Origin of the sequence: Sheuella amnicola (assembly GCF_010499255.1) — a bacterium.
Taxonomy (GTDB): Bacteria; Pseudomonadota; Gammaproteobacteria; order Burkholderiales; family Burkholderiaceae_B; genus Zwartia; species Zwartia amnicola.
Genome location: NZ_JAAGRN010000001.1, coordinates 1 through 25,964, shown reverse-complemented (window position 1 = coordinate 25,964; position 25,964 = coordinate 1). Strand labels below are relative to the sequence as shown.

The window sequence follows — 25,964 nt, the reverse complement described above, 5'->3', positions numbered from 1 at the left end:
GCGCTTATCCCCGCTGCCCGAAACGTTTGGCCAGCGTAGGCACAAGACCCTTGGGCATGAACAGCATGGTGGACATCAGGATGACGCCATACACAACTGTTTCCCATCCATCAAAACTGACAAGCAACTGCGGCAATAACGTCAGCAACGCCGCACCGACAACAGAGCCGAACACCGAGGCCATTCCACCAACCACCACCATCGTGACCAGTTCAATCGAGTGAAAAAATCCTGCAATTCCGGGCGTGATGAAGCCAACATAATGCGCGGTTAAGCTACCGGCCACACTGGCGATCACAGCCGACAAAACAAAAATACGCGATTTGAATCTGCTGGTTTGAACGCCGACCACACGTGCGGCAACTTCCGATCCATGCAGTGCCTGTAGCGCCCTGCCTCCAGGTGAATCAATCAGATTCAATGCGCCCCATACGACAAGTACAAGAAGGCTCGAGATCAGTATGTACCAGTTCAAGTCACCCGAGACAGTCCAGCCAAAGATTTCCAGCGAAGGGACGGAGACGCCATCGGGACCGCCAGTCCACTGTGTTTCGTTGTTAATCGCGATGGAAATAATGATGCCAAGTCCCAGCGTAGCCATTGCAAGCATGTAACCCTTAAGCTTGAGAATCGGACGTGCAACGATGAACGCCAGCAAACCGACTGCTGCCGCTCCCGTCACCAATGCCAACAAAGGCGGCCAACCGAAGGGCCCGGATAAAACCGCTGATGCATAAGCACCTATGCCAAAAAACGCAGCATGCCCCAGGCTAAGCTGACCGGCATAACCGAGCAAAAGATTTAAGCCGATCACGATAATCGCGTTAATCGCGATGCGTATAACCACATCGAAATAAAACTTATTGGATAACAACAAGGGGATCGCCACAAGTATGGCGACCAACAACAGTAGCCCTGTATAGCGGCTCCACCCCTTTGCGTTCGAAAACGGGTTAGTCATACACGCTCCGAAGATTTCGCGCCGAACAAACCGTTGGGTCGGAAAAATAAGATCAACAAAATCAACAAAAACGGGACTGCATCCTTGTACGAGGATGAGATGTAGCCTGCGGCCATCGCTTCGGCGATGCCAAGCAATAGTCCACCGGCGACCACTGCGGCACCACTGCCCATGCCGCCTAACACTGCGGCGACAAACCCCTTTAACCCCAGCATAATGCCCACGTCATAGGACGTGAAAGTGATAGGAGCGAGAATCGCACCACCAATCGCACCAAGAATCGCTGAAAGTCCAAAGGATAAAAACAAAATGAATTTAGTGTTGATACCCATCAACTGAGCAGCCAGCTTGTTATAGGAAGTGGCCAGCATCGATTTACCCATCACGGTTTTACCGAAAAACCAGCCAAGCAATAAAACAATGACAAAAGCAACCCCCAATACCCACAAGCTCTGGGGCAATAAGCTGGCATCGAAAATTTTCAAAGGCGCGTCACCTGAAAAACTCGGCAGTGTGCGATTTCCCTTGCCCATCCAAACCTGCACACATCCGCGAATAGCCAGAGAAGCGCCAATCGTGATGATGATCAAACCGATCACGTCGGTATTTTTGGCGGGTTCGATCACCAATTTCTCGACAATCAGACCCACTACACCTGTCGCTACGACAGCCACTGCGATCGCCAGATAAAGAGGCAAACCAAAAGCCAGTAATGCAGCTGACAGCATTCCGCCCAGCATGATGAACTCGCCTTGGGCAAAGTTAATCACGCCACTGGTGTTATAGATGATGGTGAAACCAAGCGCAGCCAAAGCATACGCTGCTCCCACCGTAATCCCGGAAAACAGAAACTGCAAAAACTCGGCTGTCATGCTCTGCCTCTATCGTGACGATCAGATTCGATCATGCTTGAATCGCGCTTCAGTCAAGCAACTTCCATGCGCCATTACGCACTTCAGCAATGCGGAAAGCCGACAGATCCAGACCCATGTGATCTTTAGCAGTCATGTTGAACTTACCCGTAGTTCCGATAAAACCGGCAGTCTGTTCAAGTGCATCACGTACTTTGGCCTTGTCTGTCGAGCCTGCCTTCTTGATTGCGTTGACGGCTAAATAAAGCGCATCGTAGGCATAGCCGCCAAAAGTCGATGGATCGGCCTTGTACTTGTCGCGATAAGTTTTGTCGTAACCAACCACAACAGGCTTTTGCGGATCATTATCGGGCAGCGAATTGGCGACCAGCAAAGCGGGCGTCGGCATACGTACACCTTCGGCTGCCTTGCCTGACAGCGTGATGTATTCATTCGATGCTACGCCATGCGACTGATACATAGGAACGGTGATACCTAACTGGCCGTAGTTTTTGGTGGCCACGGCAGAGCCCTGACCAAAACCAAATACAAAGATTGCCTGTACGCCAGGCGTTCCCTTAATCTTGGTTAACTGGGTCGTCACATCGGTATCGGCTGGACCATAGGTCTCGTCGGCGACAAGCGTAATGCCATACTTATCGATAACGCCCTTAGCTTCTTTGCGGCCGGACTGACCAAAGCCACCCGTATCGGACAAAAGCGCGATCTTGGTGATGCCACGTTTTTTCATGTCGGCGAACACTTTTTCTGCAGCCATACGATCCGTGTGTGGAGTCTTGAATACCCATTTCTTAACAGGCTCGATCACCACAACCGCACCGGCCAGAGAAATAAATGGAATTTCTGCTTTTTCGACGAGCGGAACCATTGCCATGGTCGCGCCCGTAGTCGTACCACCGATAATGAAATCAACTTTGTCGGATTCGATCAGGCGCTTTGCAAAGCTATTGGCCTTGCCTGCTTCGGTACCGTCGTCATAGTGGATCAATTCGATCTTGCGTCCGATGACTCCACCTTCGGCATTGATCTTTTCCACATATGTTTGAAGCGTTTTGAGCTCAGGGTCACCCAGATAAGATGCCGGACCGGTCACGGATAGAACCGCTCCGATCTTGATCGGGGCGTTCTGGGCCGAGACGCCGAAGCTGGTAGCCAGGATGGCAGTTGCTGCAAGTGTTTTACAAAAAGATCTACGAATCATGTGAGTCTCCACCAAAATTTTTCAAATTTTTACAACCGTGAGAATTCCTGCGTCTCCGCATTAATCTTCTATTTGGTCAATTATTCGTTAAACAACTGGATATATATATCAAGATAAACCCTATACAGCCATACACCGACTAACTTGCTACTAACCTTTTTTTGCTAACTACGCCCTAATCGATTAAACCAATCAGAGAATTCCGTTCAGACAAAGACTCGTTGCCTCTGCGGCTAATTTTTCGAACGACATGCGATCCGAGGGCTTGTACCAGGTGTAGGTCCAGTTGAGCATGCCATAGATCAGCATGGCATTTGAAAACGTCACATCCCTGTCGCTAAACCGCTTGGCATTTAATTTCTGCAAAATACTTGTCAAACATTCGACAAGCTTGAGTTCGGCCGATTTAAGTTCTTTACGCGCATCCGGCGTCAGATTGTCCGCATCCTGAATCATGACGGAATGACGCTCGCTATGTTCGAAATAGTATTCAAGGTGAGTACGAATGAACACTTCGAAAGTCTCTTTCGGATCCCCCTGACGCTCAGTCAGTGCGGAAACCAGCTGGAGCAGCTCTTGAACGTGCGTATGCAGCATCTCTTCGAGCATGGAGTCTTTGGATGGAAAATAGTGATACATCCTGGACTTCGAAGCCTGACAGGCCTGACCAATCTCGATGATGTTCGTATTCGAAAATCCTTTCTTCGCAAAAAGTCCAGTCGCACAGATCAGTATGTGATCCTTGATGCTATCGAACTCATTAGACTTTGTGCGGGCCATGAAAGAGCGTTCCTAAGCGACATTCGTGAAACTATCGGCCGACATTGCATCTTGAGCCATTCCGAGATCGACGCATGCCGTGGTGGCAGCATCGACAAAACCGGGAGACCCGGAAAGCACCGCGCGCCATCCTTGCAACGAGTCGAATCTGCTACGCAAATACTCCGTAATCAGACCGGTCTGCGCGCAAAATACACTGGGCGCTTCAGCGACAACCATCTCGTATTTAAAATTCGGATAAGCCATTTGTAATCGATTCAACCGCGCCAACTCGAAAACATCAGCGTCTTTCAGCACGCTGAACAACAATAAGAAATCTTCAGTGGCTCCGGATGCGAGAGCATGCTCGAAAATCGAAATAACCGGCGCCAAGCCCGTACCACCCGCCATACCCAGGACATTCCAATTTCCCTCAGGCAACCGGCAAGTACCGAAGGGACCTTTCAAGTCAATGACCTGACCCACACGCAATTGTTCGTGAAGATAAGTGCTGGCTTTTCCACCAGGGTGCAACGATACCAAAAATTCCAACTGACCGGCATCAGTCGCCCCGTTCGAATAACTGTACATTCGGTTAGGAGTGATACCAGGCAATTCAATTTCAGCATAGGCTCCCGGCCTGAATAACTGCGCAGCATTTGACGTCTGCACAATGATACGACGCACTCGATGATTCAATTGCTCGATCGCGACGACTTGACCTTGTAATTGAACAACAGGCGCAATCGCTTCGCCAAAAGGTTCTACGGTTCGAATCGAAAGCTCAGGACTGGTCGGATGGGCCTGACACATTAAACAATAGCCCTGCTCTTTTTCTTCGTCCGTAATGGCAAATCCGAAGGACCAGCCGTGATCGACCGTGCCATGCTCGATGTGAGCCTTACACTGACCGCAAGATGCCCCGCGGCACTGATGCGGCAAGGCGATCCCTTTTGCCAGGCCCGCATCGAGAATGCACTGATCGAATGGGACATCGAATACGATGCCATTATTCAAAACAGTGACTTTGGATTCGCTCATGATATGAAAAATCCTCAGAAAATCGGAATGATTTTTTCAGCATCAAAAGAGACTTCTTTGCCGCTGATTCCGACTTCAGGCAGCGCCGGGAACTCGATGCCATAAGGATCCAGGTTGGCTTTCATACGCAGCACGGCAGTCTTCCAGTTCTCCTTGCGCTCTTCAAGCGTGAGGATACCCAGCCCTGCGCTACGTGCGACCTCTTCCAGTGCCCGTTGAGCGGGAATAAATGTTTCGGGAAGTTGCCAGAAATGTTCTGGCGGCTCGAACAAAATACCGGAAAGGAACACGAACCCGGCGCGCAACTGCAAGGTAATCATTTCCTTGTCCTCAGGTGTCAATTGTGGCAATAGTTTTTGCAACACGGCCAAACAGATGCCCAGATGACGTCCCTCGTCCTGGCCAATACGCTTGAATGCCTCCTTGAATACCGGAATGGTTGTCTTCTCGTACATGCCATGAAACAGCGTGCTGGAAGCGACCTCGCCAAACAAGAATGAAGTAAACAAAATCGGTAATGAGTACTTGTCCACTGCGGCATTAAAGCCCTTCCAGTAGCGCGATCCGTTGTAGTAAAGCCATTCGACGTTGTTGCGCGCAAGTTTGCCAAGTGGTGTAGTCGGCTCGTATCCAAGCGGACCGTTCGGGGTCATCGCTTTGATTGCACGACCGCAAATTTCCTCGTGATTCATCTCGTCGCGTACGACAGAGAAAAAGCATTTACGAATTGGATCTTCTTCTTTGGCTTCGTAGGTATAGATCATTGCGCGTGCGAACACGACCGGACCGGACCCGTCAAACACAGACAACAACGAAAACCAATAGGCAATAGCGTAGCGTTGGTCTTGCGTAAACTTGCTCGGATCCAAGGTATCCCAGGGCAACTTGTTCGGCGCCCAACCCGGATCGCGCGCGCCATCATAGATATCGTAGAGCTTGGGCGTTTGCACATTCCATTCGAGCGGGAAGATATTTTTCTTTTCGATGACGGGAGCCTCGCCCGTTTCGAATAATAATTTTTCAAGATCGGTGACTTCTGTAAGTTTTTCAGGCGGTTCCTGAATCGAAGAGGCCAGATTGCCCAATTTATCGTTGACTGAATTCATGTTGCATTCTCCTGATTTTTAAATGACAGATGCGACAGCAAAACTATTTAGACTTTGGCGGACGCATCAGCACACGCGTCGCTTTAGCTTCGTAACGCGGCAATGCCCCCTCCTCATGACAAACCACCGTGCAGGTCAGTCCCAGTCGGGATTTCAGTTGCCCTTGCACTTCCTGCTCCAGATCGGCGACAGACGCAGCTGCACCAGCGATGCGCTCGATCGCGACCTCGATCTGGCCCAACTCTTTCTCCTGACTGTCGACGTATATCTGCCAAGCCTCTTTGGTGGTGCCTTTCACGCCTGCGATGATTTCTTCGATCTGAGAGGGATAAACCATTACACCGCGAACTTTAAGCATGTCGTCCGATCTGCCGATGATGCGACCGATCAACGGATAGCCATTGCGCCCGCACGCACATGAGTATGGATTTTTAGACAGTCGAACAAGATCGTGTGTGCGCCACCTCAAAACGGGCGATGCCTCTTTGTCCAGCGTTGTCACCACGACTTCGCCAACCTCCCCGGGCGACACGGGTTTTAGCGTCACCGGATCAAGAATTTCGGTCAGCACCGTGTCATCGTTTATCAAATGCATCTCATCGCTAGCGTGCGAATGATCGCAGGATATTGACAGGATCGGTCCGCCTGCTTCGGTCGTGCCGTAAATATTGTGTGCTTTGAAACCGGGAGGCATTTGGGCTTCAAGCTCATTGCGAAACGCGGTCGAAACCGACTGGCCACCAAACAAGCCAACACGCAGCGCCCAATCGGTTTTCGGATTGATGCCCGCCTTGCGCGCGTGGCCGATGAGCGTAGACAACCATAGGGGCGACATTGTGGTTGCGGTGTATTTGTGATCTTTCAGCCATGTAGCCATCAACTCGCCACGTCCCGGACCGACCGGAAAATTGGTCATGCCGTAATGACGAAACGCCTCATCCATTGATGAGCCTCCGATCCACAGTCCGTAACCGTAGCCTTGGTAAACCAAATCGTCTGCAGTCATGCCTACTGTGCGAAAAATTCGCGTCAACTGCCTGACTAGTGTCACTTCCCAGTCATGTTTGGTGAATCCGAAAAGAACCGGCAACCCCGTCGTACCAGATGTCGCGCAGAATCGCGCCACATCGCGGATGGGGGCAGTCAGCATCGGGTAGGGATAGCGCGCCCTCAAATCCGATTTCTGTAACGTAGGTATGTGTGCCAGATTATCCCGATTCATCAAATCCAAAGGGGTCGCACCAGCAGTTTTAAGATGCTCTTTCCACTCGGGATGATTTTTAAGACGTTGCCCCATGGCGGCCAGCTTCACGTTCTGCGTAGCAATGACCGTTTCCCGATCCGCGAAATCCAACGCAAGATGCGGGCATTCGTTTCGATTCATATTTTGTCTCCCTGCTTTGGTTTAATTATTAGCGGCCAACGAATTTCGGCTTGCGCTTTTCCTGAAATGCGCGAATTCCTTCGGTACCATCTTCACCGCGTATCAAAGTCGACTGGTGATGCGCTTCAAGCTCAGCCATGGCGTCGTAACCGTCGCCGCAAGCCAGTATTTCTTTTGTCGCCTTGAAAGCCGCGGTCGGACCGCTTGCAATTGATCGCGCCAGGGCTTGCACGAACTCATCAAGATCCATCGCCCCCAGGCTGCGATTGATCAATCCCATTTTTGCCGCGTCTTTACCCGAAAACATCTTTCCGGTAAAAATGATCTCAGCCGCCCGGTGTGCGCCCACACGATCCTTCAAATAAAAGTGGCCGCCCGAATCGAGAATCAAGCCAATATTGCGAAATGGACTGCCCAGTAAAGCGTTATCGGCGGCATAGGTCATGTCGCAAGCCAGGGCCAATCCAAATCCGAAACCAAGCGCCGGACCTTTCACGGATGCAATCGTCGGCACCGGACAATTTCTGACTTTTGCCAGAGATGGATTAATCACTTCGCGAATGATCGCCAGCGTATCCTCATTTTGGGTGTCCACACCCTGCAAATCCCTGCCTGCCGAAAAAACATCCGACACACCTTTAATGACGATGCAGCGTGCACCCTTCTCAACTGCTTGCTCGACAAACGTTCCAACTTGCCCCATTTGATCCACGGTCAGGCTATTCTTTTTTTCGGGACGGTCGATCACGATGTTGGCTACACCACCCGCAAGCTCCAAACGTAACGCTTCGGTTGTCATTATTTTGCCGCTCCAGAAAAACTCATCAGAATCTGCAGATCACTGCTCATCACCAACGTGCCGTCTTGGTTATGCACGTTCCAGTCGAGTTTGAGAACGCCATCGCGTCCTTCACGTTTTGTGGTTTTCTCGACGACTGCCGACCGTAAATGAATTGTGTCGCCGATAAATACAGGTGCCACAAAGCGCAAGCGATCCGTTCCATAATTGGCCACGATCGAAGGAGCATCCGGCGGTACGCCAAGTCCCGCGGCGTAAGCCAGCACCAACAATCCCGGCGCAATCCTCTGGCCGAATCTTGTCTGCGCGGCATAGTGCTCATTGCTATGCAGCACATACCAGTCACCCGTGTATGAACACCACTGGACGATATCGGCCTCAGTGATGGTGCGACCTCTGGATCGATAGCTGTCACCAACCTCGATCTCGTCGTAATATTTTTGTAGAAAGTTCACGTTTGTCTCCAAGATTCGAGAATATTAGAATTTTCCATCCGGACGGTCAATTAATAAAAGTCATTCATATATAAGGACTTACCCGTATTTGAGACAGAACACATCCTCTTCCGATACGATTGAGCCACAAAAAATGAATAACCCGTCAGCGAAACGGAATTTGGGACAACACATATCAAATGAAAAAATCGAAAACACTAAATAAACGATACGAAAGCATCGGTGCAGCGGCCGGTCATTCAATCTCTCGAAGGCGTGCGATGCTTGCCTGCGTTGCCGCACTGACACTTTGCAGCGCGCCAGCCATGGCTGCTTATCCGGACAAGCCAATCAGGATCATCGTGCCCTTTGCCGCCGGCGGCATCACCGACGTGATGGGACGCACGGTTGCAAGCAAGTTGTCAGCCGAACTCGGACAAACCGTTATCGTCGAAAACAAACCCGGCGCAAGTGGAATGATCGGTTGTGCCTTAGTTGCCAAAGCCGCTCCGGATGGTTACACCCTGCTGATGGCCGGCATTGCGCCTTTGGCCACGAATTCGGTCATGTTCAAAAGCATGGATTACGATCCGGTCAAAAGCTTCGAACAAATATCGATGGTTGCAAAACAGCCTTTGATTGTTGCTGTCAACAATAATGTTCCGGCCAAAAACATCGCCGAACTCATCGCATACGTGAAGACTAAGCCGCCGGGTGAAATTTTCTACGGCACATCCGGTAGTTCATACCAGTTGATCACCGAGGCGTTCACTGGCAGCTTGGGAGTCAAGATGACGCATGTTCCTTTCAAAGGTAGCTCACCTGCAATCGAGGCGCTGATGGGTGGACAGATCAATTTTATGATTGACCCCTTTTCCACCTTGATCAATCAAGTGCGTGGCGGCAGGGTTCGCGGCCTGGCTGTTACGTCCGACAAGAAACTGGACATCGCTCCCGAGTTCGATACGGTATCCGATACCGCCATTAAAGGCTTCGAAGCATCATCGTGGCAAGGGCTGCTAGCACCAGCGGGGACGCCACCTGAAATTGTCAATAAACTTAATCAGGCCGTAGTCAAGATTTTGCAGACAGACGAAATCAAACAGAATTTTGCCAAGAGTGGCGTTCAGCCCTCACCGTCCACACCGGCGGAATTCAGAAAGTACATCCAGGATGAAAATGCACGTTATCGTAAAGTCGCACTAGAAGCGAATATACAGCCGGAGTAAGTCATCGTTAGCGTCTGAAGGGACCGAAACCACGCTCAGTCTTGGTTTCGGTTTCGACCACGGGTTTGCCGTTCTCATCTTTGTACTGGTAGATCATTCTCTCATCCGTGATCTGGATCAGACCATACTCTTCAGTTTTGCCTTTAGGGCTTTCATCTCGATAAAACCGCTGTATCTCCGCGCAAAATTCCAACAAGGTCTGAATGTCCTCCGCGCTGTTCAGTTCGTTTCCCTGCTCTTTCACGTAATTCGGAAACACTTTTGCATCAACCATGGTTTGGTACAAATGCTCTTTCTTGATTTGCCATGTATAGGTTGCGTTGTGTCCGCAGTAATACGATACGTTAGGATCATCTTTAACATAACTGATGATTTGACCTTCATAATTGACCGTACCGTTTCTGAAATATTCAGTCACGCCAATAAATTTAGTCAGCATCTCGGCATCGTCACGGGTAATTTCCGAATACCAGCGCCCCAGAATTTTTTCGGCCAGATGCTGACTTTTGAAGAACACCTGTGCTTGGGCCGTACTGACACAGGCAATTAGAACGGATCCAGCCAGCAGTACACGCGCGAATTTATATTTCAGCATAATGATCTCAACCTAGACGATACAGCCACAACCCGACAATCAACCCCAGCACAATCCTGTACCAACCGAAAACACGATATGTATGGTTGGAAATAAAAGCCAAAACTGCCCGAACAATCAACAGCGCACTTATGAATGCGGAAAGGAAACCTACCGCGATGGCAATCATGTCCGCACTGGAAATCACACTTGCGTTTTTGTACATATCGTAGCCTGCGGCTGCCAACATGGTTGGCATAGCCAAAAAAAACGAAAATTCGGTCGCTGTTTTGCGTTCGATGCCTGCCAGCATTCCACCAATGATTGTCGATCCGGATCGCGACGTGCCGGGGATCATAGCCAGGCACTGAGCAAAACCTACTATTAACGCCTGCTTCCAACTGATTTCCTCGAGAGTCGAAGCAGTGACATCAGGACCAGGCTGACGACCATCGGGCCTGGATCGTTCAACCCAAAGCATGATTAAACCGCCCAAAACCAATGTGACGGCAACTGTCGATGGTTCGAACAAGGATTTAATAATTTTGATGAATAAAAATCCGATGATCGCCGACGGTAAAAATGCGATGATCAAATTACGCATGAAAGCAAGTTCGGCCGGATCGCGCGACAGAGTGCCGCCAACTAATTTGTATAACCGTTGCCGGAAGATCCACATCACAGCCAGAATGGAACCCAACTGGATCACAACCTCAAAGGCTTTTCCTTCGGTTGAAGTGAATTCAATCCATTTACCGACAACGATCAAATGACCAGTGCTTGAAATCGGTAAAAACTCGGTGATACCCTCTACGACACCGAGAAAAAAAGCCTTTACCAACTGCAACATCGAATCGGACATGCCGAGACTCCACATGGATAAATTACGTCAAACGTGGAGTTTACTTCAGTTGACTAAACTTAATTTGGACTAAAACTCATCATGAAAGAGTACTTTTGTGGGTTTTTGCTTGGCTACTTCGTTCCATGATTGCGCGTCGAACTTGAAAAGGATAAGTTCACCGGTTTTCAAATGATGCGGCGTGTGGAGAAAGTGCTCGGCAATTTCATCCAGCTCCGGATTATGACCAACAAGCATTAATGTCGATGTCTTTTTTGAAGCTTCGGCCACTATTCGCAGCAATGTGTTTAGATCGGATGCGTACAAGCGCTCCTGAACCGACCAAGACTTGATCTGATCGCCAAGCTCTTCTTTCAGGATTTGTGCAGTCTCTATGGTTCTGGTTGAAGGACTCAAAATCAGCTCATCAATTTTCAGTTCATGTTTGATCAGCTTTTTTGCGGATTGCTTTGCATCCTCAATACCTTGGTGCACCAATGACCTATGCAAATCCGTCAGATCAGAACTGATATGCTGCGCTTTGGCGTGTCGCATCAAGATGAGTGTTTTCATGTGATGAAAATGCTTATCCATTCCGATTCAAGCTATTTCTTGGCATCCTGCATCGCCTGTGCCAGCCCATCATTGCCCTGGGATCTCAAGCCCCTTATCGCACCTTCGCGATCTTTCAATTCGTGATGCTGGTTAAGCTTGCGCTTACCTTCAAGCTTGCTCAAGCGGATTTCGATTCCAACAATGTTTTTCAATTGCTCGGCAAGATAGTCCGCAGGCGCATCGGTCATTTTCCATGGTGCAGGCTGGGTGGCTTCATGCTGACGCGTCAATCGCGCTAGTACGCCACGCAAGAACCTTTCGTCATCATGGACATGAATCGTGCCGTGCGCATGGACGACTTCATAGTTCCATGTCGGTACGCGACGATGCGTTTCCTGTTTACCAGGATACCAGTTAGGCGATATATATCCCTGCACGCCTTGAAACACCACCAGCACTTCTTCCCCGTCTTTCACATCAGTCCAAACATGATTAGCTCGGGCAACGTGTGCAATCAATGCACCGTTGGGACCGTTTTCAGGATCCAGCAAGAACGGAATATGGTTTGCCTGAAACCCCGCCGCATTTTTAGTCACCAATACGCCAAGCGAATTTTCACGGATGATGCGATTCAGTTCATCAACGCGAGTTTCGGCGAACTGCTGCGGGATATACATGGAAGCTCCTAGTGATATCGGATGGTTGCAACCAACAATAGCATAAAGCAAAGCCTGCTCCGCTGATTGCCTAAAAGTCTGTTTCATTCGATTTCAAAATACCCCTTAAGATCAATTGCATTTTGCTTTACTTCCTTTCGCGGTGCTAGCATGAACTGCACTTAACTTTTAGGGGTTTGCAAAATGAAAAAGCTTCTAGTTTCCGCAGTTGCCTCGCTTGCTTGCACAGCCGCATTTGCCCAGATCAATAGTACGAACGCACCAGGCCAAACAAAGCCTGCGGGCCAATCCGCAAAGCAATATGCGCCAGGCCAGGAAAAAAGTTCTGGGCAATCCGCTAAACAGTACGCGCCTGGATCGGATACAAAAAAGTCAGCTCAACCAACCGATAAGGGTAAAAGCGGCGATAAGAAGCAAAACAAGAATAAAAACTAAGCTTGCGTCAAAAAACAAGGTATCGAAAATCTCGGACTAGTTATGCAGCCGAAAGGGCCAGCCGTCGATATAACGCGCCCAACAGGTCCGATTGCGTGACGATTCCGATGATTTTTTTACGATCATCAATAATGGGAACATGACGGATACTGTGATCTGTCATATGTCGCAAGATTTCCGAAATCGGCGTATCGGTCTGGGCAGTGTAGACTTTTGAAGACATGATCTGCCCAACTACTTCAGCTTTTTCGGATGTCGGGCCAGAAGTGCGTTTCAGTAGCCCTTGTAAACGAATCGCAACACCTGCAGATGTCGTATCGTCCATCTGGCGTAAAAAGTCCGCAACGGTCAGTATCCCGATCAATGTATTGAAATTATCGACAACGGGCAGTGCTTTAACTTTGTGTTTACGAAGCTGGCTCCACGCCTCTTCAAGACTCGTGCCGAAATTCACCGTGATCAAATCTCGGGACATGATGTCGCCACAGGTCAAACCGACATTTCTTTCGAATGCATGATCTACAGCTAATCGATAAATCTGAATCAACTCGTTTTCTTGTACATCAACGAATGTATCGAGCTTTTTCATTGCACTTTGCAAATCCGGATGAGTAATGCCGTTTCGCTCCAAGGGATTCGTGTCATCGGTTTGATGGATATTTTTATCTTCAACCTTAGGGCGATATGGATATCGTCTGCCAAGCACCAAATTGTTGACCAATATGGATGCCAGCAAGATGAGCACTCCGTTAAGCGCAACCAATCCAAGCATTGGTCCAATCTTGTCTTGCGAGTAAGGCCCCTCCAACACGACAAATAGTGCAATAGCTCCACCAGATGGGTGAATACAATTGAATCTGGCCATCAACCAGATAGTTGCCGCAACGGCTACTGCCGCGGCTAATTGTGATTGAGGAATAAGCGCAACACTTAACAGCGCGGCTGATGCCGCGAAAAGATAACTCCCCATAATCGACCAGGGCTGGGCGAGTGGGCTATGCGGCAGGGTAAACAGCACCACCGCACTTGCTCCTATCGGAGCAATAAGCCAATGAGAAGAGATCGGAATGTAATATAGGATCAGACCGCAAAACCCTATTCCAAGCAAAGCGCCGGCTGTGGAACGACGTCTTTCTTGTGCAGATAGGGCGGGCGTATCGACCGAAAATAAAATCGTAGCCAGATTGCGAATTCGACTGATCATGAAGTTGATTGTTTCGACTACTTCAAATACCGCTTGACCAGCAATGACCAATACGCCGCACCGACTGGAATGTTCGCATCATGAAAATCATAGCCGGGGTTATGAACCATGCAGGCACCATGCCCATCACCCTCGCCGTCACCATTACCAACTAATAGATAACTGCCGGGGACTTGTTCCAGGAAATACGCAAAATCCTCGCTACCCGTCAACGCGCGAGCTTGCCTAATCACGCGATCTTTACCCACAAGTTCTTCAGCCACATCCCGCGCAAAGTCTGTCTCTTTGGGATGATTATTCAATACGGGATAGCTGCGTACATACTCGACTTTTGCCTTAACGCCATAGCTTTCGGCCTGAGCCTGTGCAAGCGCGACAATCCGCTTTTCGAGCAAATCACGCACCTGATTGTTCAATGACCTGACACTCAAACGCAATGTCGCAATTTGTGGGATCACATTATTTGCTTGGCCTGCCTGAAACGAGCCCACAGTGATCACGGCCATTTCCTGAGGATCCACATTACGCGCAACAATGCTTTGCAAACCCATGACGATTGCAGATCCGGCAACAATAGGATCTGCCGCTTTTTGCGGGACAGCTCCATGACCTCCCGTTCCCTCGACCGTAATCGTCACCTGATCGGAAGATGCCATGAAGGGACCGTCTCGAAAGACGAGATGGCCTTGCGGATAGCCAGGCATGTTATGCATTCCGAAGACCGCGTCGCAGGGAAACTGTTTGAACAAGCCGTCTTCCATCATTTTCTTAGCGCCGCCCAATCCTTCTTCTGCTGGCTGGAAGATCAAATTCAACGTACCGTCAAAATCCACACTTTCAGAGATGTGCTTGGCAGCAGCTAGCAACATCGTCGTGTGGCCATCATGCCCGCAAGCGTGCATCACGCCTGCATGACAACTTGCATAAGGTAAACCCGTCGCCTCTTGAATGGGTAGTGCATCCATATCGGCTCGAATACCCACTGTCTTTTTACCCGTGCCGCGCTTTAGCTGCCCCACTACTCCTGTGCCACCAATCCCACGCGTCACGGCGTAACCCCATTTCTCAAGGGACTTGGCGACTAGTTCACTTGTCCGGTGTTCTCGAAACCCCATTTCCGGATGTTGATGAATATCACGGCGCACAGAGACGAATTCATCGGATTGTGTCTCCAGGGTTTTAAGCATGTCGAAGGCAATTTGGTCTTTGGGGGCGTTCATAAGAATGACGAAACAGTTACAAGAGTCTGGGAAGTAAAAAATAGTCAGGTGGAAGGTTAAATCTGCCGACAGAGTAAGCTCAAAAACACATCAAACCACCAGACCTGGAGTCTCTGCAATAATCGCATGAATAGCTTGATAATATTTTGCATAGCCAGTACATCGGCAAATGTGTTCGCCTATATTTTCCTCGATCAGTTTATCCAAATTTTCACGTTTGATTGGCTTTCTTTTGAGTTGATCGATCAATAGCGTCACCCCCATCAGAAATCCGGGTGCGCAGTATCCACACTGAAATGAAAAATGTTTCAGAAACGACTGCTGCTGCAGGGACAATGATTGTGAAGATGCCAAGCCCTCAACAGTCAGTATGTCGCATCCATTCAAAGCAACTACAGGCATGACACAAGCCTGTATTCTTTCAAAACTGGACTGACCCGGCCTCCTGGCAGCTACAGTGCAAGCCTTACAAACGCCTATCCCGCAGGAAACTTTAGTTCCTCTCAGACCTATTTTCTCGTGTAGAAAATCTGCCAACGTCAACTCTGGAAACGCTATTTCCGAAACGTCTTTATCATTGATGCGCAGCTGAATTTTGATTTTTTCTATCATTTTAGTGCTGCCTTTATGTCGATCGGCTTGATAGGAAGCTGTGTGAATCTCACACCGGTGGCGTCTGCGATTGCATTAACAATGGCAGCTGGAACTGGATTAAAAACCACCTCTGAAATCCCTCTTGGCTCATCATCCTCCAGTGGTGGAATAATATTGAATCTGGCCTCCCCAACAGCACAATCTGCCTTAAGTGGAAGCCTATATCGATTCAGGTTTCATCCACCATTGCCAGCTGAGTTAGAGGAGTCTGTCAGGGATTCAGTCAATGTTTGGCCTATGCCCATTGCAAAAGCACCTTGCATTTGACCCTCTACAATTAGGGGAATGGGTTGCTTCGTTTGTGCATATGAATCGCCCCCCGTCCCACACCATATCGCAATGAATGCAAATAGCATCGTTAAGAAGTTGATAGGAATCCTCATCATGATTCGCTCATTTACTTGAAGCTTTACTCACATTAAATAAATTTGATCTGCAGGCAGATCTCGTTACCTTGAATCTATTTACTCTAGCTCGGGGCACCCTTTACATTTGACACGTTTTTGAGGCTTTGGCATGGGTGATTCTCTAGGGTATTGCTTGATATAGGCAACGATTGACTCGATATCGACCACGCCAATGTCTTGCAAACCTGTGCCTTGTTTAAAAACAGTAAAGTTGTCACCGCCCTCTTCTGCTAGGAAGGAATCCGTCACGATCCTGTATTTTTTCTTCAAATCCAGTGATTCTTTGTTAGGACCTATTCTGACCGAATCGACCAAGATGAGGTCACCCTTGCCCGATGCTTTACCGGGACCACGTCTTACATCCCAGGTGTACGTTAATGTAGAGCTTGGTTGTAGCAGACGACCGCACAGGTTGATGTTTTTAATAACCAAGGGCTTATTGTCACAGTTAGGCTTCTCCCATTGTTGCTCAAGCAATCGGATCAACTGCGCGCCAGTCAGATCTATATAAAACAAATTGTTGCCAAACGGTGCCACAGCAAATATGTCGTCATAGGTCACCGCACCGGATCGGCGCAAACCACTGCGCACACCGCCTGGGTTAATGAGCGCGATGTCTGCCTGGATCGATTTTGGTGCGCTTGACAAAAACGCATCAGCCATAACGTTGCCTAGGTCCTGCTCAGCCATGTTGTTCCTTGAATTGGCTCCGGGAATCGTAATGAGCGGCATGGGAACTGATGTGTAGCCCTGTACCTCAGATCGTTTTTTTTCTGAAAGTTTGTTGTATCTTTGAACTTCGACATGAACATCAGGGTCTTTGCTCAGGATGGCATACCCGCGAGGAACATTTTTATTCTGATCCGTGATGACCGGCATATTGTCAGCACTTTTAGACACCACTCCTTTGCCTGGCACAATCTTAAAGTTCATGTCTGTCAAGACATTACCGTAGTAGTCAGCTTGAGTGAACAGGATCCCTGTTTTGGGTTCGACGCATACATACTCCCTGTGAGTATGTCCGCTCAAAACGGCATCAACATTTTTCAATCTTTGGATGATTGGAACAATCGGTCCAGTGATATCTGGACAGCGCTTGTCGTTCAATGTTTGGGCCGTAGTCCCTCCTCCCTGATGAAGAAGTACAACTATCGCATCAGCACCTTGCCCCTTTAGATTAGTGGCATTTGAGTTGATGACCTCTACCTCATCAGTAAAGATAAGATCATTTGCTCCACGCGTTGCTTTCGGTGTTTCGAGCAAAGTCACCCCTATGAATCCAACTCGAATGCTTCCAAACTCCTTTATATATGTTGATGGGAATAGCGTCTTTTGAGTTTGAGGGTCAATGACATTGGCCGCCAAGTATTGAAACTGTGCGCCTTGAAATTGATTGTTCTTGACGCAGGTTTCGATACCGACTTCTTTTCCTGTGGCACAACCACCATATTGGATACGCTTAAGCTCTTCTTTGCCCTTATCAAACTCGTGATTACCGACAACTGACACCTCCATACCAAGCTGCCCCAGAATATTGATGGTTGCCTCATGCTGAGTAAACGATGAGATAGCTGGTGAACCGCCAATCAGATCTCCAACACCCACAAATATGGAGTTGGGATTCTCAGCTTTCAATTTTTTAACCAGAGAGGCGATATATGAAATCCCTCCAACCTGAACCCTCGTCAGACCCTTTGAGGCATCAGGATCAACAAGATTGACCTCCGCATTTTCTGCTCGAATCAAATAGCCGTGAAGGTCGTTGATCGCGATAATTTTGACTTTGACTGGCTGTCTGTCAGACACCTGCTCGTTTACAGATGCACAACCTATCAGTGCGACTAAGGCAGCGATTGAGGAAAATAAATTCAGCAATTTCCTGTTCAAGTGAGTCAATAACATGATTTATTGTTTTTTATTTGAAGAAAATGCCTAAGTTTTTTTATATTATGAAACCGCTATCTAATGCAATTTATTCCTCGCAATCAGACCACTAACTGTCATATTGGTCAATGTATTACTGAGGCAATCTGCTCTTGATCGAGCTGATGTTTTGTACTGACGAAGGTTGGCATTTCCCACGAATCAGCGGACATCTAAGATGGAAAAGATGTCCCGAAGGGAGTTTGGATTTAGGAATTTTGAAAATGACCGCTTGAGAGTCTTGGCTCACTGCGGTTGGAACGGCATTTTTTTACTGTGTTTGATGCGTATCCTTCCCCCGATAATGGGGAAGAGCCGTCACCATCCCCTGATACGATCAGGGGCCTTGGAGATTAATGGTCATGGACATTTTTGAAAGCAGAGTTTGACAAACCTTGATGCTCTGTAGGATCAATTGCAGAGATTTGCTCAAGGAACTTTGCAGTATCGATTTTTTTACCGCCAAGCCATGTTCCTTTAACTTTTACTTTCTCTACAATCTCATTGGGTTTAACAGCGGTAATATCAGCGGAAAGCTCTACAAAATCAGCGTACTTACCAACCTCAAGAGATCCAATTTCTTTTTCGCGCTTTAACTGATATGCACCATTAATAGTTGATGCTCTTAGTGCCTGGTCTAGGGTGACCGCCTGATTCGCTCCATGAACCTTGCCAGAATCGGTTGTACGAGTCACCATATGCTGAATATTTCTCAACGTATCTGGCGGTGATACAGAGCCGTCGTTATGGAATGTAGTGGGTGTTTTCATTTTCATGCCATCACCAGCACGCTGCCATTGGGAACCATATTCCGGCTTAAACATCGTACCGTCTAACAAATCACCCCAATAGATGAATTGAAATGGTGCAAGTGAAACAGTTACACCAAGACGCTCTGCGCGCTGGAATTGATCTGCACGCGCTGCGCCCAAATGCTCAACACGCCAGCGATGATCAGTACCTATGGGATTATGTTTATTCAGAGCGTTCTCATAGGCATCCAACACGACGTCAAAGCCCACATCACCATTACAGTGAAACGCCATTTGATAGCCCATAGGGGCATATTTATCCAGCATTTGGTCAAGCTCATCTCCAGGAGTTCAGCCTGTCGGGGATGTGCAGGGTATTGAAGGTGCATCGCAGTGGCTACTACGCCTGGCTGGCTCGGCCTCACTCTCCCAGATGTTCCTTAGCTTTTACGTTGATTGCAAACTAAACCACTCCCAGGCGCATGATGCGAATGATGCCTTTTCAACTGTCATGATGAGCTTTGTTGTCCCGATCACAGTCGTCACGCTGGTCGCATTCATGATCAGAAGTCGGACGAATCATTGAAAGGAGGGAATGTGCTCGAACATGGCGGGTACTTTTCCGTGAAATAGCTATGACTTGATTTATCTCAAACCATTTTATAACTCATAGAAATAAACTTATAACTGTTTTTAATTTAGAATGTAAGGCCTAGAAACATGGGCAAGTCAGCAAGTTCGGATAATGCTCAGATCGCAACGAAGCGCGGATTTTTAAAGGGATGTTTAGGAATTGGAGCATCAGCAACAGCGGTGATTCCGATTCAAGCCGTCCGGGCAGCGATTGGCGAGCAGCCACCGAAAAGACCTGGCTTACCAGGTAAGCGATATGGCATGGTAATTGACATGCGCAAGTGCATTGGATGTCAGGCTTGCACAGTCAGTTGCTCCATGGAAAATCTACCCCCCATCGGTCAGTTCAGAACAACCGTTTTGCAGTACGAGGTCGAAAGCAAGGATAGTTCGGCGCCTTCAGCGATGGTCAGTCTTCCTAGGCTGTGCAACCACTGCAACAACCCACCTTGCGTACCCGTCTGTCCAGTTCAGGCAACATTTCAGCGTACGGACGGCGTGGTATTGGTGGATAACGAGAGATGCGTTGGTTGCGGCTATTGTGTTCAAGCATGTCCCTACGATGCCAGGTTTATCAATCACGAAACTCAAACAGCGGACAAGTGCACATTCTGCGAGCATCGACTTGAAGTCGGACTTCTGCCGGCTTGTGTGGAAAGTTGTGTAGGTGGCGCGCGCGTGATTGGCGACTTGAATGATCCCAACAGCATGATCTCCCGCACGATTGCTGAACACAAAAAAGACATCAAAGTGCTCAAGCCAGATATGGGAACAGCACCTAACGTGTTTTACATCGGATTGCCCGATGAGTTTGTCAATGGAATAGATGGCCAGGCAAGCGTCCGCCTGGTCGCGTCGCATTGATAGATCCGCGTTGAATCACTCGAACTCCAGGATATTATTGTGCAAATCGTTGAGCTTCTGACACCTGCCTATGAAGCAGCTTGGCTTCCCTGGGCAGTGCAATATTTCTTTTTTATCGGGATCGCTGCCACATCAGCTTTGACCGTTGCAGGATTGACTCTGTTTGCAAGAAACAGCAGAGCTGCCTCCATGCTGATGCCTGCTGCAGTCGTGGTGCTGGCCATTAGCGTGATTGCAGCACCTGTTTCATTGCTTGCAGACTTACACCAGCCGGGGCGGTTTTGGCATTTTTATGCTCATTTCACGCCTTGGTCCTGGATGTCCATTGGCGCATATTTATTGCCAGTGTTTGTATTTCTTTCGCTGGCCCTTTGTGCTGCATGGTGGTTTGGAAAAACTGGCTGGTTGAGGTTGTTCGCTGTACTGATCAGCTTTTCTGCGATTTCGATTCTTGCCTATACCGGCCTTGAAGTGATGGTAGTGCGGTCACGACCTCTTTGGAACACACCGTTTCTCCCAATCAACTTTGCGCTGACAGGTTGGATGAGTGCGCTTGGTGCGATGCTGCTGATCGTTCGATGGCTACCCGGTGGGCTTGGGAAAGAGTCTGCAGAACTGCTGCGACGCCTTGGGTTGGTAGCACTTGGACTTGCGTTTGCTAGTGCAATCGTGTGGACCATAATGGGAGCATTAGGGCATGACGCCTCCTTCACCATGGCTAAAAAATTGTATGAGCAATTCCCTGTCTGGAAGCTAAGTGTGGTTGGATCCGTTTTAACTGCAGCATTCATTCTTGGTCTGTTGCTGAGGCATTCACGCTTCTTGATGCGTCCACACTACAGCATGCTGGTTGCAGCTGCCTTGATGGCCTCAGCATGGGTCTTTCGCTGGATCATTTTCATGGCAGTTCAGGGGGTGCCTAAGTACGGTGCCGGTTTGTATCTTTATCACATGCCTATTGGTGGTGATGGCTTACTTGGCATTCTCGGTATGTTCGGCCTTTGCGTAACGATCATCGCAGCCATTTTATTTTTATTGGAAAAATTTCCAAAGTATGCCGTACGCAGCCAATCGTCCTGAATGTCACGCGTAACTTAATCAAGCCAGTTATTAACCCTTTAAGGGTCGGTGCATCTACTGGCCAACCGGATTGAATGCCATGAGCAAAAAAACAGACCATAATGGTCAACAAAATCAAAATAAAACCAATACCACGCGCCGAAAGCTCATACTGCAAGGTGGTGCCGCTGCTGGCGGATTGGCAGCATTTGCTGCAGGCTATGGCGAAACAGCTTACAAGGCTGTCAAAGGCTTGGCTACTGGCTCGGCGGGAGTCAAAACTGCGCATGGCACAAGAGGACAATCTCTTACACCCGAATTCAGCATTGATCCAGTCACTGGATTGTTGTCCACTCAGCCCGGGCAAACGGTCACTCCTTCAAGTTGTTTGGGATGCTGGACACAGTGCGGTGTTCGCGTCAGAGTGGACACTGCAACAAATCGCATCATCCGGGTCGCGGGTAACCCTTACCATCCTCTAGCAACGACAAATCCTGCACCGATGGAGATGCACGTGCGCGATGTTTATGCTGCGCTAGGAGGGGAGCAGGGACTTGAAGGACGCGCTACTTCATGCGCACGCGGATCCTCAATGTTGGAGCAGCAATATAGCCCATACCGCGTGCTGACACCGCTCAAGAGAGTCGGCAAGCGCGGTGAGGGAAAATGGATGTCCATCACTTTTGAACAGTTGATTGAGGAAGTCTGTGAAGGCGGCAATCTTTTCGGTGAAGGTCAGGTGGATGGCTTGCGAGCCATTTTTGACAACAAAACGCTGATTGATCCAGAAAATCCTGAATATGGTCCAATTTCGAATCAATTGCTAGTGACCGATGCGTCCAACGAGGGACGCACTCCGCTCATCAACAGATTTGCTCGCCAGTCTTTTGGCACAGTAAACGTTAGCAACCACGGAGCCTACTGCGGTCAGTCTTTCCGAGTCGGTGCTGCCGCAGCACTCGGTAACATCCCTGGCATGCCACATGGAAAGCCGGACTGGTCAAATGCACAATTTGGTCTTTTCATTGGCACGGCACCTGCGCAGTCTGGTAATCCATTCCAGCGGCAAGGTCGTGAGCTCGCTCAGGCACGTACGCGCAGCTCGAACATCTTCAAGTACATCGTTGTGTCTCCCATCCTTCCAACCTCCTCAAGCTTTGCAGCCGGCTCGGGCAATCGCTGGGTCGCTGTAAAGCCTGCAGGAGATCTTGCATTGGCCATGGGTTTAATTCGATGGATTATTGAAAACGAGCATTTTGACGCAAGATGCCTCTCACAACCTGGGCCCGCAGCGATGAGGGCAGCTGGAGAGGCTTCTTGGACCAACGCCACACATCTCATAGTGGCGGAGCCCAACCACCCACGCTTTGGCACTTTTTTGCGTGGTGCTGATTTTGGCTGGCCGAAGGTGGGGGATGAAAAAGCGCCAGACGTGTTTGTGGTGAAAATGGTGAGTGATGGAAAATTGATGCCACATGACACACCAGATTCAGCGGCTCTATTCATTGATGAACAGATGGAGATCCCGTCTTTGGGGAATGCTCCAGTAAGAGTGTGCTCTGCCCTCGCGATGTTGCGTGAGCAGTCACAGCTAAAGACCCTCGATGAATACGCTGAATTGTCCGGTGTACCCCGCGCTGAAATTGAATCTATTGCCCGTGAATTCAGCAGCTATGGCAAGTCTGCCGTAGCTGATGCACATGGTGGAACAATGAATGGCGCGGGCTTTTACACGGCTTATGCGATAGCGATGCTCAATACGCTAGTCGGAAACCTCAACGTAGAAGGCGGATTGGTGCTGGATGCAGGTCCCTTCGGTCCTTTTGGGCCGGGTCCAAAGTACAACTTTGCAAACTTTCCTGGGAAAGTCGATCCCAAAGGTGTTGCACTATCACGCAATCGCTTTCCCTATGAAAAGACAAGTGAATATCGCCGAAAAAAAGAAGCTGGGCAATCCCCATACCCCGCACCCGCTCCATGGTATCCACTGGTTGGGGGATTGAGTAGTGAGATGTTGGCTTCTGGTCTAGCAGGTTATCCCTACCACGCAAAGGTCTGGATCAATCACATGAGTAATCCTGTGTATTCCATCGCAGGATTCAAGAGCGCATTGGTAGACCAATTGCGTGACCCAACACGGCTTCCTCTCATCGTGTCAGTAGACCCGTTTATCAATGAAACGAGTGCAATGGCTGACTACATTGTGCCCGACACCATTACCTACGAAAGCTGGGGTATAGGTGCACCCTGGGCGGACGTCATCGCCAAAACTTCTACTGTACGTTGTCCTGCAGTTGAACCGCGTGTTGCGAAAACTGCTTCAGGGGTACCTGTCAATCTCGAGACATTTTTGTTGGCTGTCGCCAAGCGTCTGAAGATGCCGGGATTTGGTGAAGGCGTGATTACAAACAAGGCAGGAGAAAAGTTCAATCTTGAAACCGCAGAAGATTTTTATCTCCGCGGAATTGCCAACATCGCCTTCGCTGGTGTTAAACCCGTTGAACCTGCCAGTGACGATGATTTGGAGATTACTGGCATGCAAAGATATGTATCGACTCTTCAAGCGAAACTAAAGCCAGATGAGTGGCGTGAAGTTGCCATGGTCATGACCCGCGGAGGGCGTTTTGACAAACTCGAAAATGCATGGGATGGAAAGCACTTGAGATCAAAGCATGTACCTGCATTGCAAGTCTGGAGCGAAGATGTATCCAAGACACGTCACTCAATGACCGGAGAGCGCAATTGTGGCTGCCCCACTTGGTATCCAAACAGGCTGGCAGGTGGGCAGGCAGTTCGGGATGTTTTCCGTAGCCAGGACTATCCATTTTTACTGACTTCATATAAGTCCAATCTGATGAGTTCCATATCGATTGGCGTGGATAGGTTGCGACAGGTGCATCCGCACAATCCTGTGTCAGTTAATCGTGCAGATGCAAAACGACTCGGAATTCAGAATGGCGACACGATTCGCATTACAACGCCGGGTGGTTCACTGACCGGCATTGCCATGATTCGCGATGGTGTGATTGATGGATGTATTGCGATTGAACATGGCTATGGCCATACTGACCTTGGTGCCAGAAAGCATATTGTGGATGGCAAACCGTTACCCCATAACCCTGCGTTGGCCGCAGGCATCAATCTGAATGATTTGGGTCTGAACGACAAAACACACGGTGACGTTAGCAATGCATGGATCGATTGGATGTCTGGTGCTGTTGTCAGGCAGGGGTTGCCAGCTCGAATCGAGAAGGCATGAAGAGTCCGGTAATCAGTGACGAGGTGGCTCTTGGACATGATGGGAGTTGGAATCGTCCCAAAGATTGAACACTTCATAATTAAAAAGACCGGGTTCTACGGTCAACGCCCCACCCTGAACAACTGTGGGCCTCAATTTGGGTAAATTCAGTCCATGAACAAATTCACCCCATTCTTAAATAGATGGTGAATGAAAGTCTTGGTTATTAAGTTTACCTGATCTCAACATTGCTTAATATTGTGGTCGATTTGAAAATATAAGGAATCGTTCGTACAAATTATTGTGTAAAGGGTGCGCAGGAGTCCCAAACCGATTCCGGGGGTGGGGGTATGGTGAGGATCGACCTGACAGAAAACGAAATTTGAGGGGATGGCATCAACTTGAATACCGCAATACGGCGTAAACCCGCCCGGCTCTTCTCGAATAGACGACACATTGATTGACAGAAAATGTCTACATGCTGTCTACATAGACGATAAAAACATAAAAGGCCTTAAAGCAAAATGCTTCAAGACCCTTGAATTTAGTGGTGGCGCATCCCTGATTCGAACAGGGTACCTGCGGATTATGATTGAGGGATTTGACACAAGTTAGTGATAAGTTGTATGCAATAGTGTAATTTTATCAACGCGTTACCGTACGAAGACCATCACTGTGCAACACTGAGCAACACAACTTATCACCACTTTTTATGTACAAAAATTGCACAATCTGGGATCAATCCGATCCCATGATTGCATCTTTGAACTCTGGTCCAGCTTCCATTACCGCCTTGACCGCACGACCGTAGAGTTCCTTTTCGCGCTTCCTTGCGAAGTTCTTACGTTCGACCAATTCAGCTTGGCTGATATTTGGCTTACCTTCAAATTCAGGTAGTGGCATTCCCCCAAATCAGTAGACATCTATGATGTAAAAACTGAGATGGGAGAAAACCATGAAGAGAACACAATACGCTGTCAACGGCAATTGAATTTTGATACAGTTTTTCCGACATCGGCAATTGAATTTTGATACAGTTTTTCCGACATCGGCAATTGAATATTGATACACCAGTTTGTCATGTTATTTATTTTGCTAGTCTCGATTAGACTGCCAAGCTCTCCTTTTCAGTAGTCGATTTT

Annotated in this window: 25 protein-coding genes; 5 read left to right on the top strand and 20 right to left on the bottom strand. The window is 48.7% G+C overall.

Annotated elements, in window-relative coordinates:
- Positions 1-4: 4 nt before the first annotated feature.
- The 9 genes from G3I67_RS00125 to G3I67_RS00085 form a co-directional block, all read right to left on the bottom strand.
- Positions 5-961, bottom strand: a complete 957-nt coding sequence (locus G3I67_RS00125; protein WP_163650907.1) for a branched-chain amino acid ABC transporter permease — start codon at positions 959-961, stop codon at positions 5-7.
- Entirely contained in the window at positions 958-1,833 is an 876-nt protein-coding gene (locus tag G3I67_RS00120; RefSeq protein WP_163650905.1) for a branched-chain amino acid ABC transporter permease, read from the bottom strand. The genes G3I67_RS00125 and G3I67_RS00120 overlap by 4 nt, the downstream gene beginning before the upstream one ends.
- Positions 1,834-1,882: 49 nt before the next feature.
- Complete coding sequence (locus G3I67_RS00115; protein ID WP_163650903.1) at positions 1,883-3,034, bottom strand: ABC transporter substrate-binding protein; 1,152 nt, start codon at positions 3,032-3,034, stop codon at positions 1,883-1,885.
- Between the two features lie 192 nt (positions 3,035-3,226).
- Positions 3,227-3,814: a TetR/AcrR family transcriptional regulator gene (locus G3I67_RS00110; RefSeq protein WP_163650901.1), complete on the bottom strand. Its 588-nt coding sequence runs from the start codon at positions 3,812-3,814 to the stop codon at positions 3,227-3,229.
- A gap of 12 nt (positions 3,815-3,826) precedes the next feature.
- Positions 3,827-4,834, bottom strand: a complete 1,008-nt coding sequence (locus G3I67_RS00105; protein WP_163650899.1) for a 2Fe-2S iron-sulfur cluster-binding protein — start codon at positions 4,832-4,834, stop codon at positions 3,827-3,829.
- Positions 4,835-4,848: 14 nt separating this feature from the next.
- Positions 4,849-5,940, bottom strand: coding sequence for a hypothetical protein (locus G3I67_RS00100; protein ID WP_203583490.1), 1,092 nt, complete (start codon positions 5,938-5,940; stop codon positions 4,849-4,851).
- A 43-nt stretch (positions 5,941-5,983) separates the two neighbouring features.
- A complete protein-coding gene (locus G3I67_RS00095; RefSeq protein WP_163650897.1) occupies positions 5,984-7,324 on the bottom strand; it encodes a phenylacetate--CoA ligase family protein in 1,341 nt (446 codons plus the stop codon).
- A gap of 28 nt (positions 7,325-7,352) precedes the next feature.
- Positions 7,353-8,123, bottom strand: coding sequence for an enoyl-CoA hydratase-related protein (locus G3I67_RS00090; protein WP_163650896.1), 771 nt, complete (start codon positions 8,121-8,123; stop codon positions 7,353-7,355).
- A complete protein-coding gene (locus G3I67_RS00085; protein WP_163650894.1) occupies positions 8,123-8,578 on the bottom strand; it encodes a MaoC/PaaZ C-terminal domain-containing protein in 456 nt (151 codons plus the stop codon). The genes G3I67_RS00090 and G3I67_RS00085 overlap by 1 nt, the downstream gene beginning before the upstream one ends.
- A 179-nt stretch (positions 8,579-8,757) precedes the next feature.
- Between G3I67_RS00085 and G3I67_RS00080 the strand changes: the two genes are divergently transcribed.
- Positions 8,758-9,786 carry a Bug family tripartite tricarboxylate transporter substrate binding protein gene (locus tag G3I67_RS00080; protein ID WP_163650892.1) on the top strand — a complete coding sequence of 343 codons (1,029 nt, stop codon included), beginning with the start codon at positions 8,758-8,760 and terminating at the stop codon, positions 9,784-9,786.
- Positions 9,787-9,793: 7 nt separating this feature from the next.
- Here G3I67_RS00080 and G3I67_RS00075 read toward each other — a convergent pair whose 3' ends face one another.
- The 4 genes from G3I67_RS00075 to G3I67_RS00060 all read right to left on the bottom strand — a co-directional run bounded on the left by G3I67_RS00075 (position 9,794) and on the right by G3I67_RS00060 (position 12,433).
- Entirely contained in the window at positions 9,794-10,381 is a 588-nt protein-coding gene (locus G3I67_RS00075; protein ID WP_163650890.1) for a hypothetical protein, read from the bottom strand.
- A 7-nt stretch (positions 10,382-10,388) separates the two neighbouring features.
- Complete coding sequence (locus tag G3I67_RS00070; protein WP_163650888.1) at positions 10,389-11,222, bottom strand: undecaprenyl-diphosphate phosphatase; 834 nt, start codon at positions 11,220-11,222, stop codon at positions 10,389-10,391.
- A 69-nt stretch (positions 11,223-11,291) separates the two neighbouring features.
- Positions 11,292-11,774 (bottom strand): SixA phosphatase family protein, encoded by a 483-nt coding sequence (locus G3I67_RS00065; RefSeq protein WP_163650886.1) that lies wholly within the window; start codon positions 11,772-11,774, stop codon positions 11,292-11,294.
- A gap of 32 nt (positions 11,775-11,806) precedes the next feature.
- On the bottom strand, positions 11,807-12,433 hold the full coding sequence (locus G3I67_RS00060; protein ID WP_163650885.1) for an FMN-binding negative transcriptional regulator: 627 nt from the start codon (positions 12,431-12,433) through the stop codon (positions 11,807-11,809).
- 183 nt (positions 12,434-12,616) lie between these two features.
- Between G3I67_RS00060 and G3I67_RS00055 the strand changes: the two genes are divergently transcribed.
- On the top strand, positions 12,617-12,868 hold the full coding sequence (locus tag G3I67_RS00055; RefSeq protein ID WP_163650883.1) for a hypothetical protein: 252 nt from the start codon (positions 12,617-12,619) through the stop codon (positions 12,866-12,868).
- Positions 12,869-12,908: 40 nt separating this feature from the next.
- Here the strand turns inward: G3I67_RS00055 and G3I67_RS00050 are convergent, their stop codons facing one another.
- From G3I67_RS00050 to G3I67_RS00025, 6 genes are all read right to left on the bottom strand, one after another.
- Positions 12,909-14,072: an HPP family protein gene (locus G3I67_RS00050; protein WP_163650881.1), complete on the bottom strand. Its 1,164-nt coding sequence runs from the start codon at positions 14,070-14,072 to the stop codon at positions 12,909-12,911.
- Positions 14,073-14,089: 17 nt separating this feature from the next.
- Positions 14,090-15,292, bottom strand: a complete 1,203-nt coding sequence (locus G3I67_RS00045) for a M20 aminoacylase family protein (RefSeq protein WP_163650879.1) — start codon at positions 15,290-15,292, stop codon at positions 14,090-14,092.
- A gap of 90 nt (positions 15,293-15,382) precedes the next feature.
- The gene (locus tag G3I67_RS00040) at positions 15,383-15,904 is read right to left on the bottom strand and encodes a (2Fe-2S)-binding protein (RefSeq protein ID WP_163650877.1); all 522 of its coding nucleotides are present in this window, start codon (positions 15,902-15,904) and stop codon (positions 15,383-15,385) included.
- A 218-nt stretch (positions 15,905-16,122) separates the two neighbouring features.
- On the bottom strand, positions 16,123-16,302 hold the full coding sequence (locus tag G3I67_RS15165; protein ID WP_375539292.1) for a molybdopterin cofactor-binding domain-containing protein: 180 nt from the start codon (positions 16,300-16,302) through the stop codon (positions 16,123-16,125).
- 108 nt (positions 16,303-16,410) lie between these two features.
- Positions 16,411-18,228: a bifunctional metallophosphatase/5'-nucleotidase gene (locus G3I67_RS00030; RefSeq protein WP_163650874.1), complete on the bottom strand. Its 1,818-nt coding sequence runs from the start codon at positions 18,226-18,228 to the stop codon at positions 16,411-16,413.
- 401 nt (positions 18,229-18,629) lie between these two features.
- Positions 18,630-19,352 carry an amidohydrolase family protein gene (locus tag G3I67_RS00025; protein WP_235931620.1) on the bottom strand — a complete coding sequence of 241 codons (723 nt, stop codon included), beginning with the start codon at positions 19,350-19,352 and terminating at the stop codon, positions 18,630-18,632.
- Between the two features lie 396 nt (positions 19,353-19,748).
- On the opposite strand from G3I67_RS00025, the gene dsrO reads away from it, so the two are divergent.
- From dsrO to G3I67_RS00010, 3 genes are all read left to right on the top strand, one after another.
- Positions 19,749-20,525: a sulfate reduction electron transfer complex DsrMKJOP subunit DsrO gene (gene dsrO, locus G3I67_RS00020; protein ID WP_163650870.1), complete on the top strand. Its 777-nt coding sequence runs from the start codon at positions 19,749-19,751 to the stop codon at positions 20,523-20,525.
- 39 nt (positions 20,526-20,564) lie between these two features.
- Positions 20,565-21,605 (top strand): NrfD/PsrC family molybdoenzyme membrane anchor subunit, encoded by a 1,041-nt coding sequence (nrfD, locus tag G3I67_RS00015; protein ID WP_163650868.1) that lies wholly within the window; start codon positions 20,565-20,567, stop codon positions 21,603-21,605.
- Positions 21,606-21,684: 79 nt separating this feature from the next.
- Entirely contained in the window at positions 21,685-24,843 is a 3,159-nt protein-coding gene (locus G3I67_RS00010) for a molybdopterin dinucleotide binding domain-containing protein (RefSeq protein WP_163650866.1), read from the top strand.
- 717 nt (positions 24,844-25,560) lie between these two features.
- On the opposite strand, the gene G3I67_RS00005 is transcribed toward G3I67_RS00010, so the two are convergent.
- Positions 25,561-25,725: a hypothetical protein gene (locus G3I67_RS00005; protein ID WP_163650864.1), complete on the bottom strand. Its 165-nt coding sequence runs from the start codon at positions 25,723-25,725 to the stop codon at positions 25,561-25,563.
- Positions 25,726-25,964: the final 239 nt, after the last annotated feature.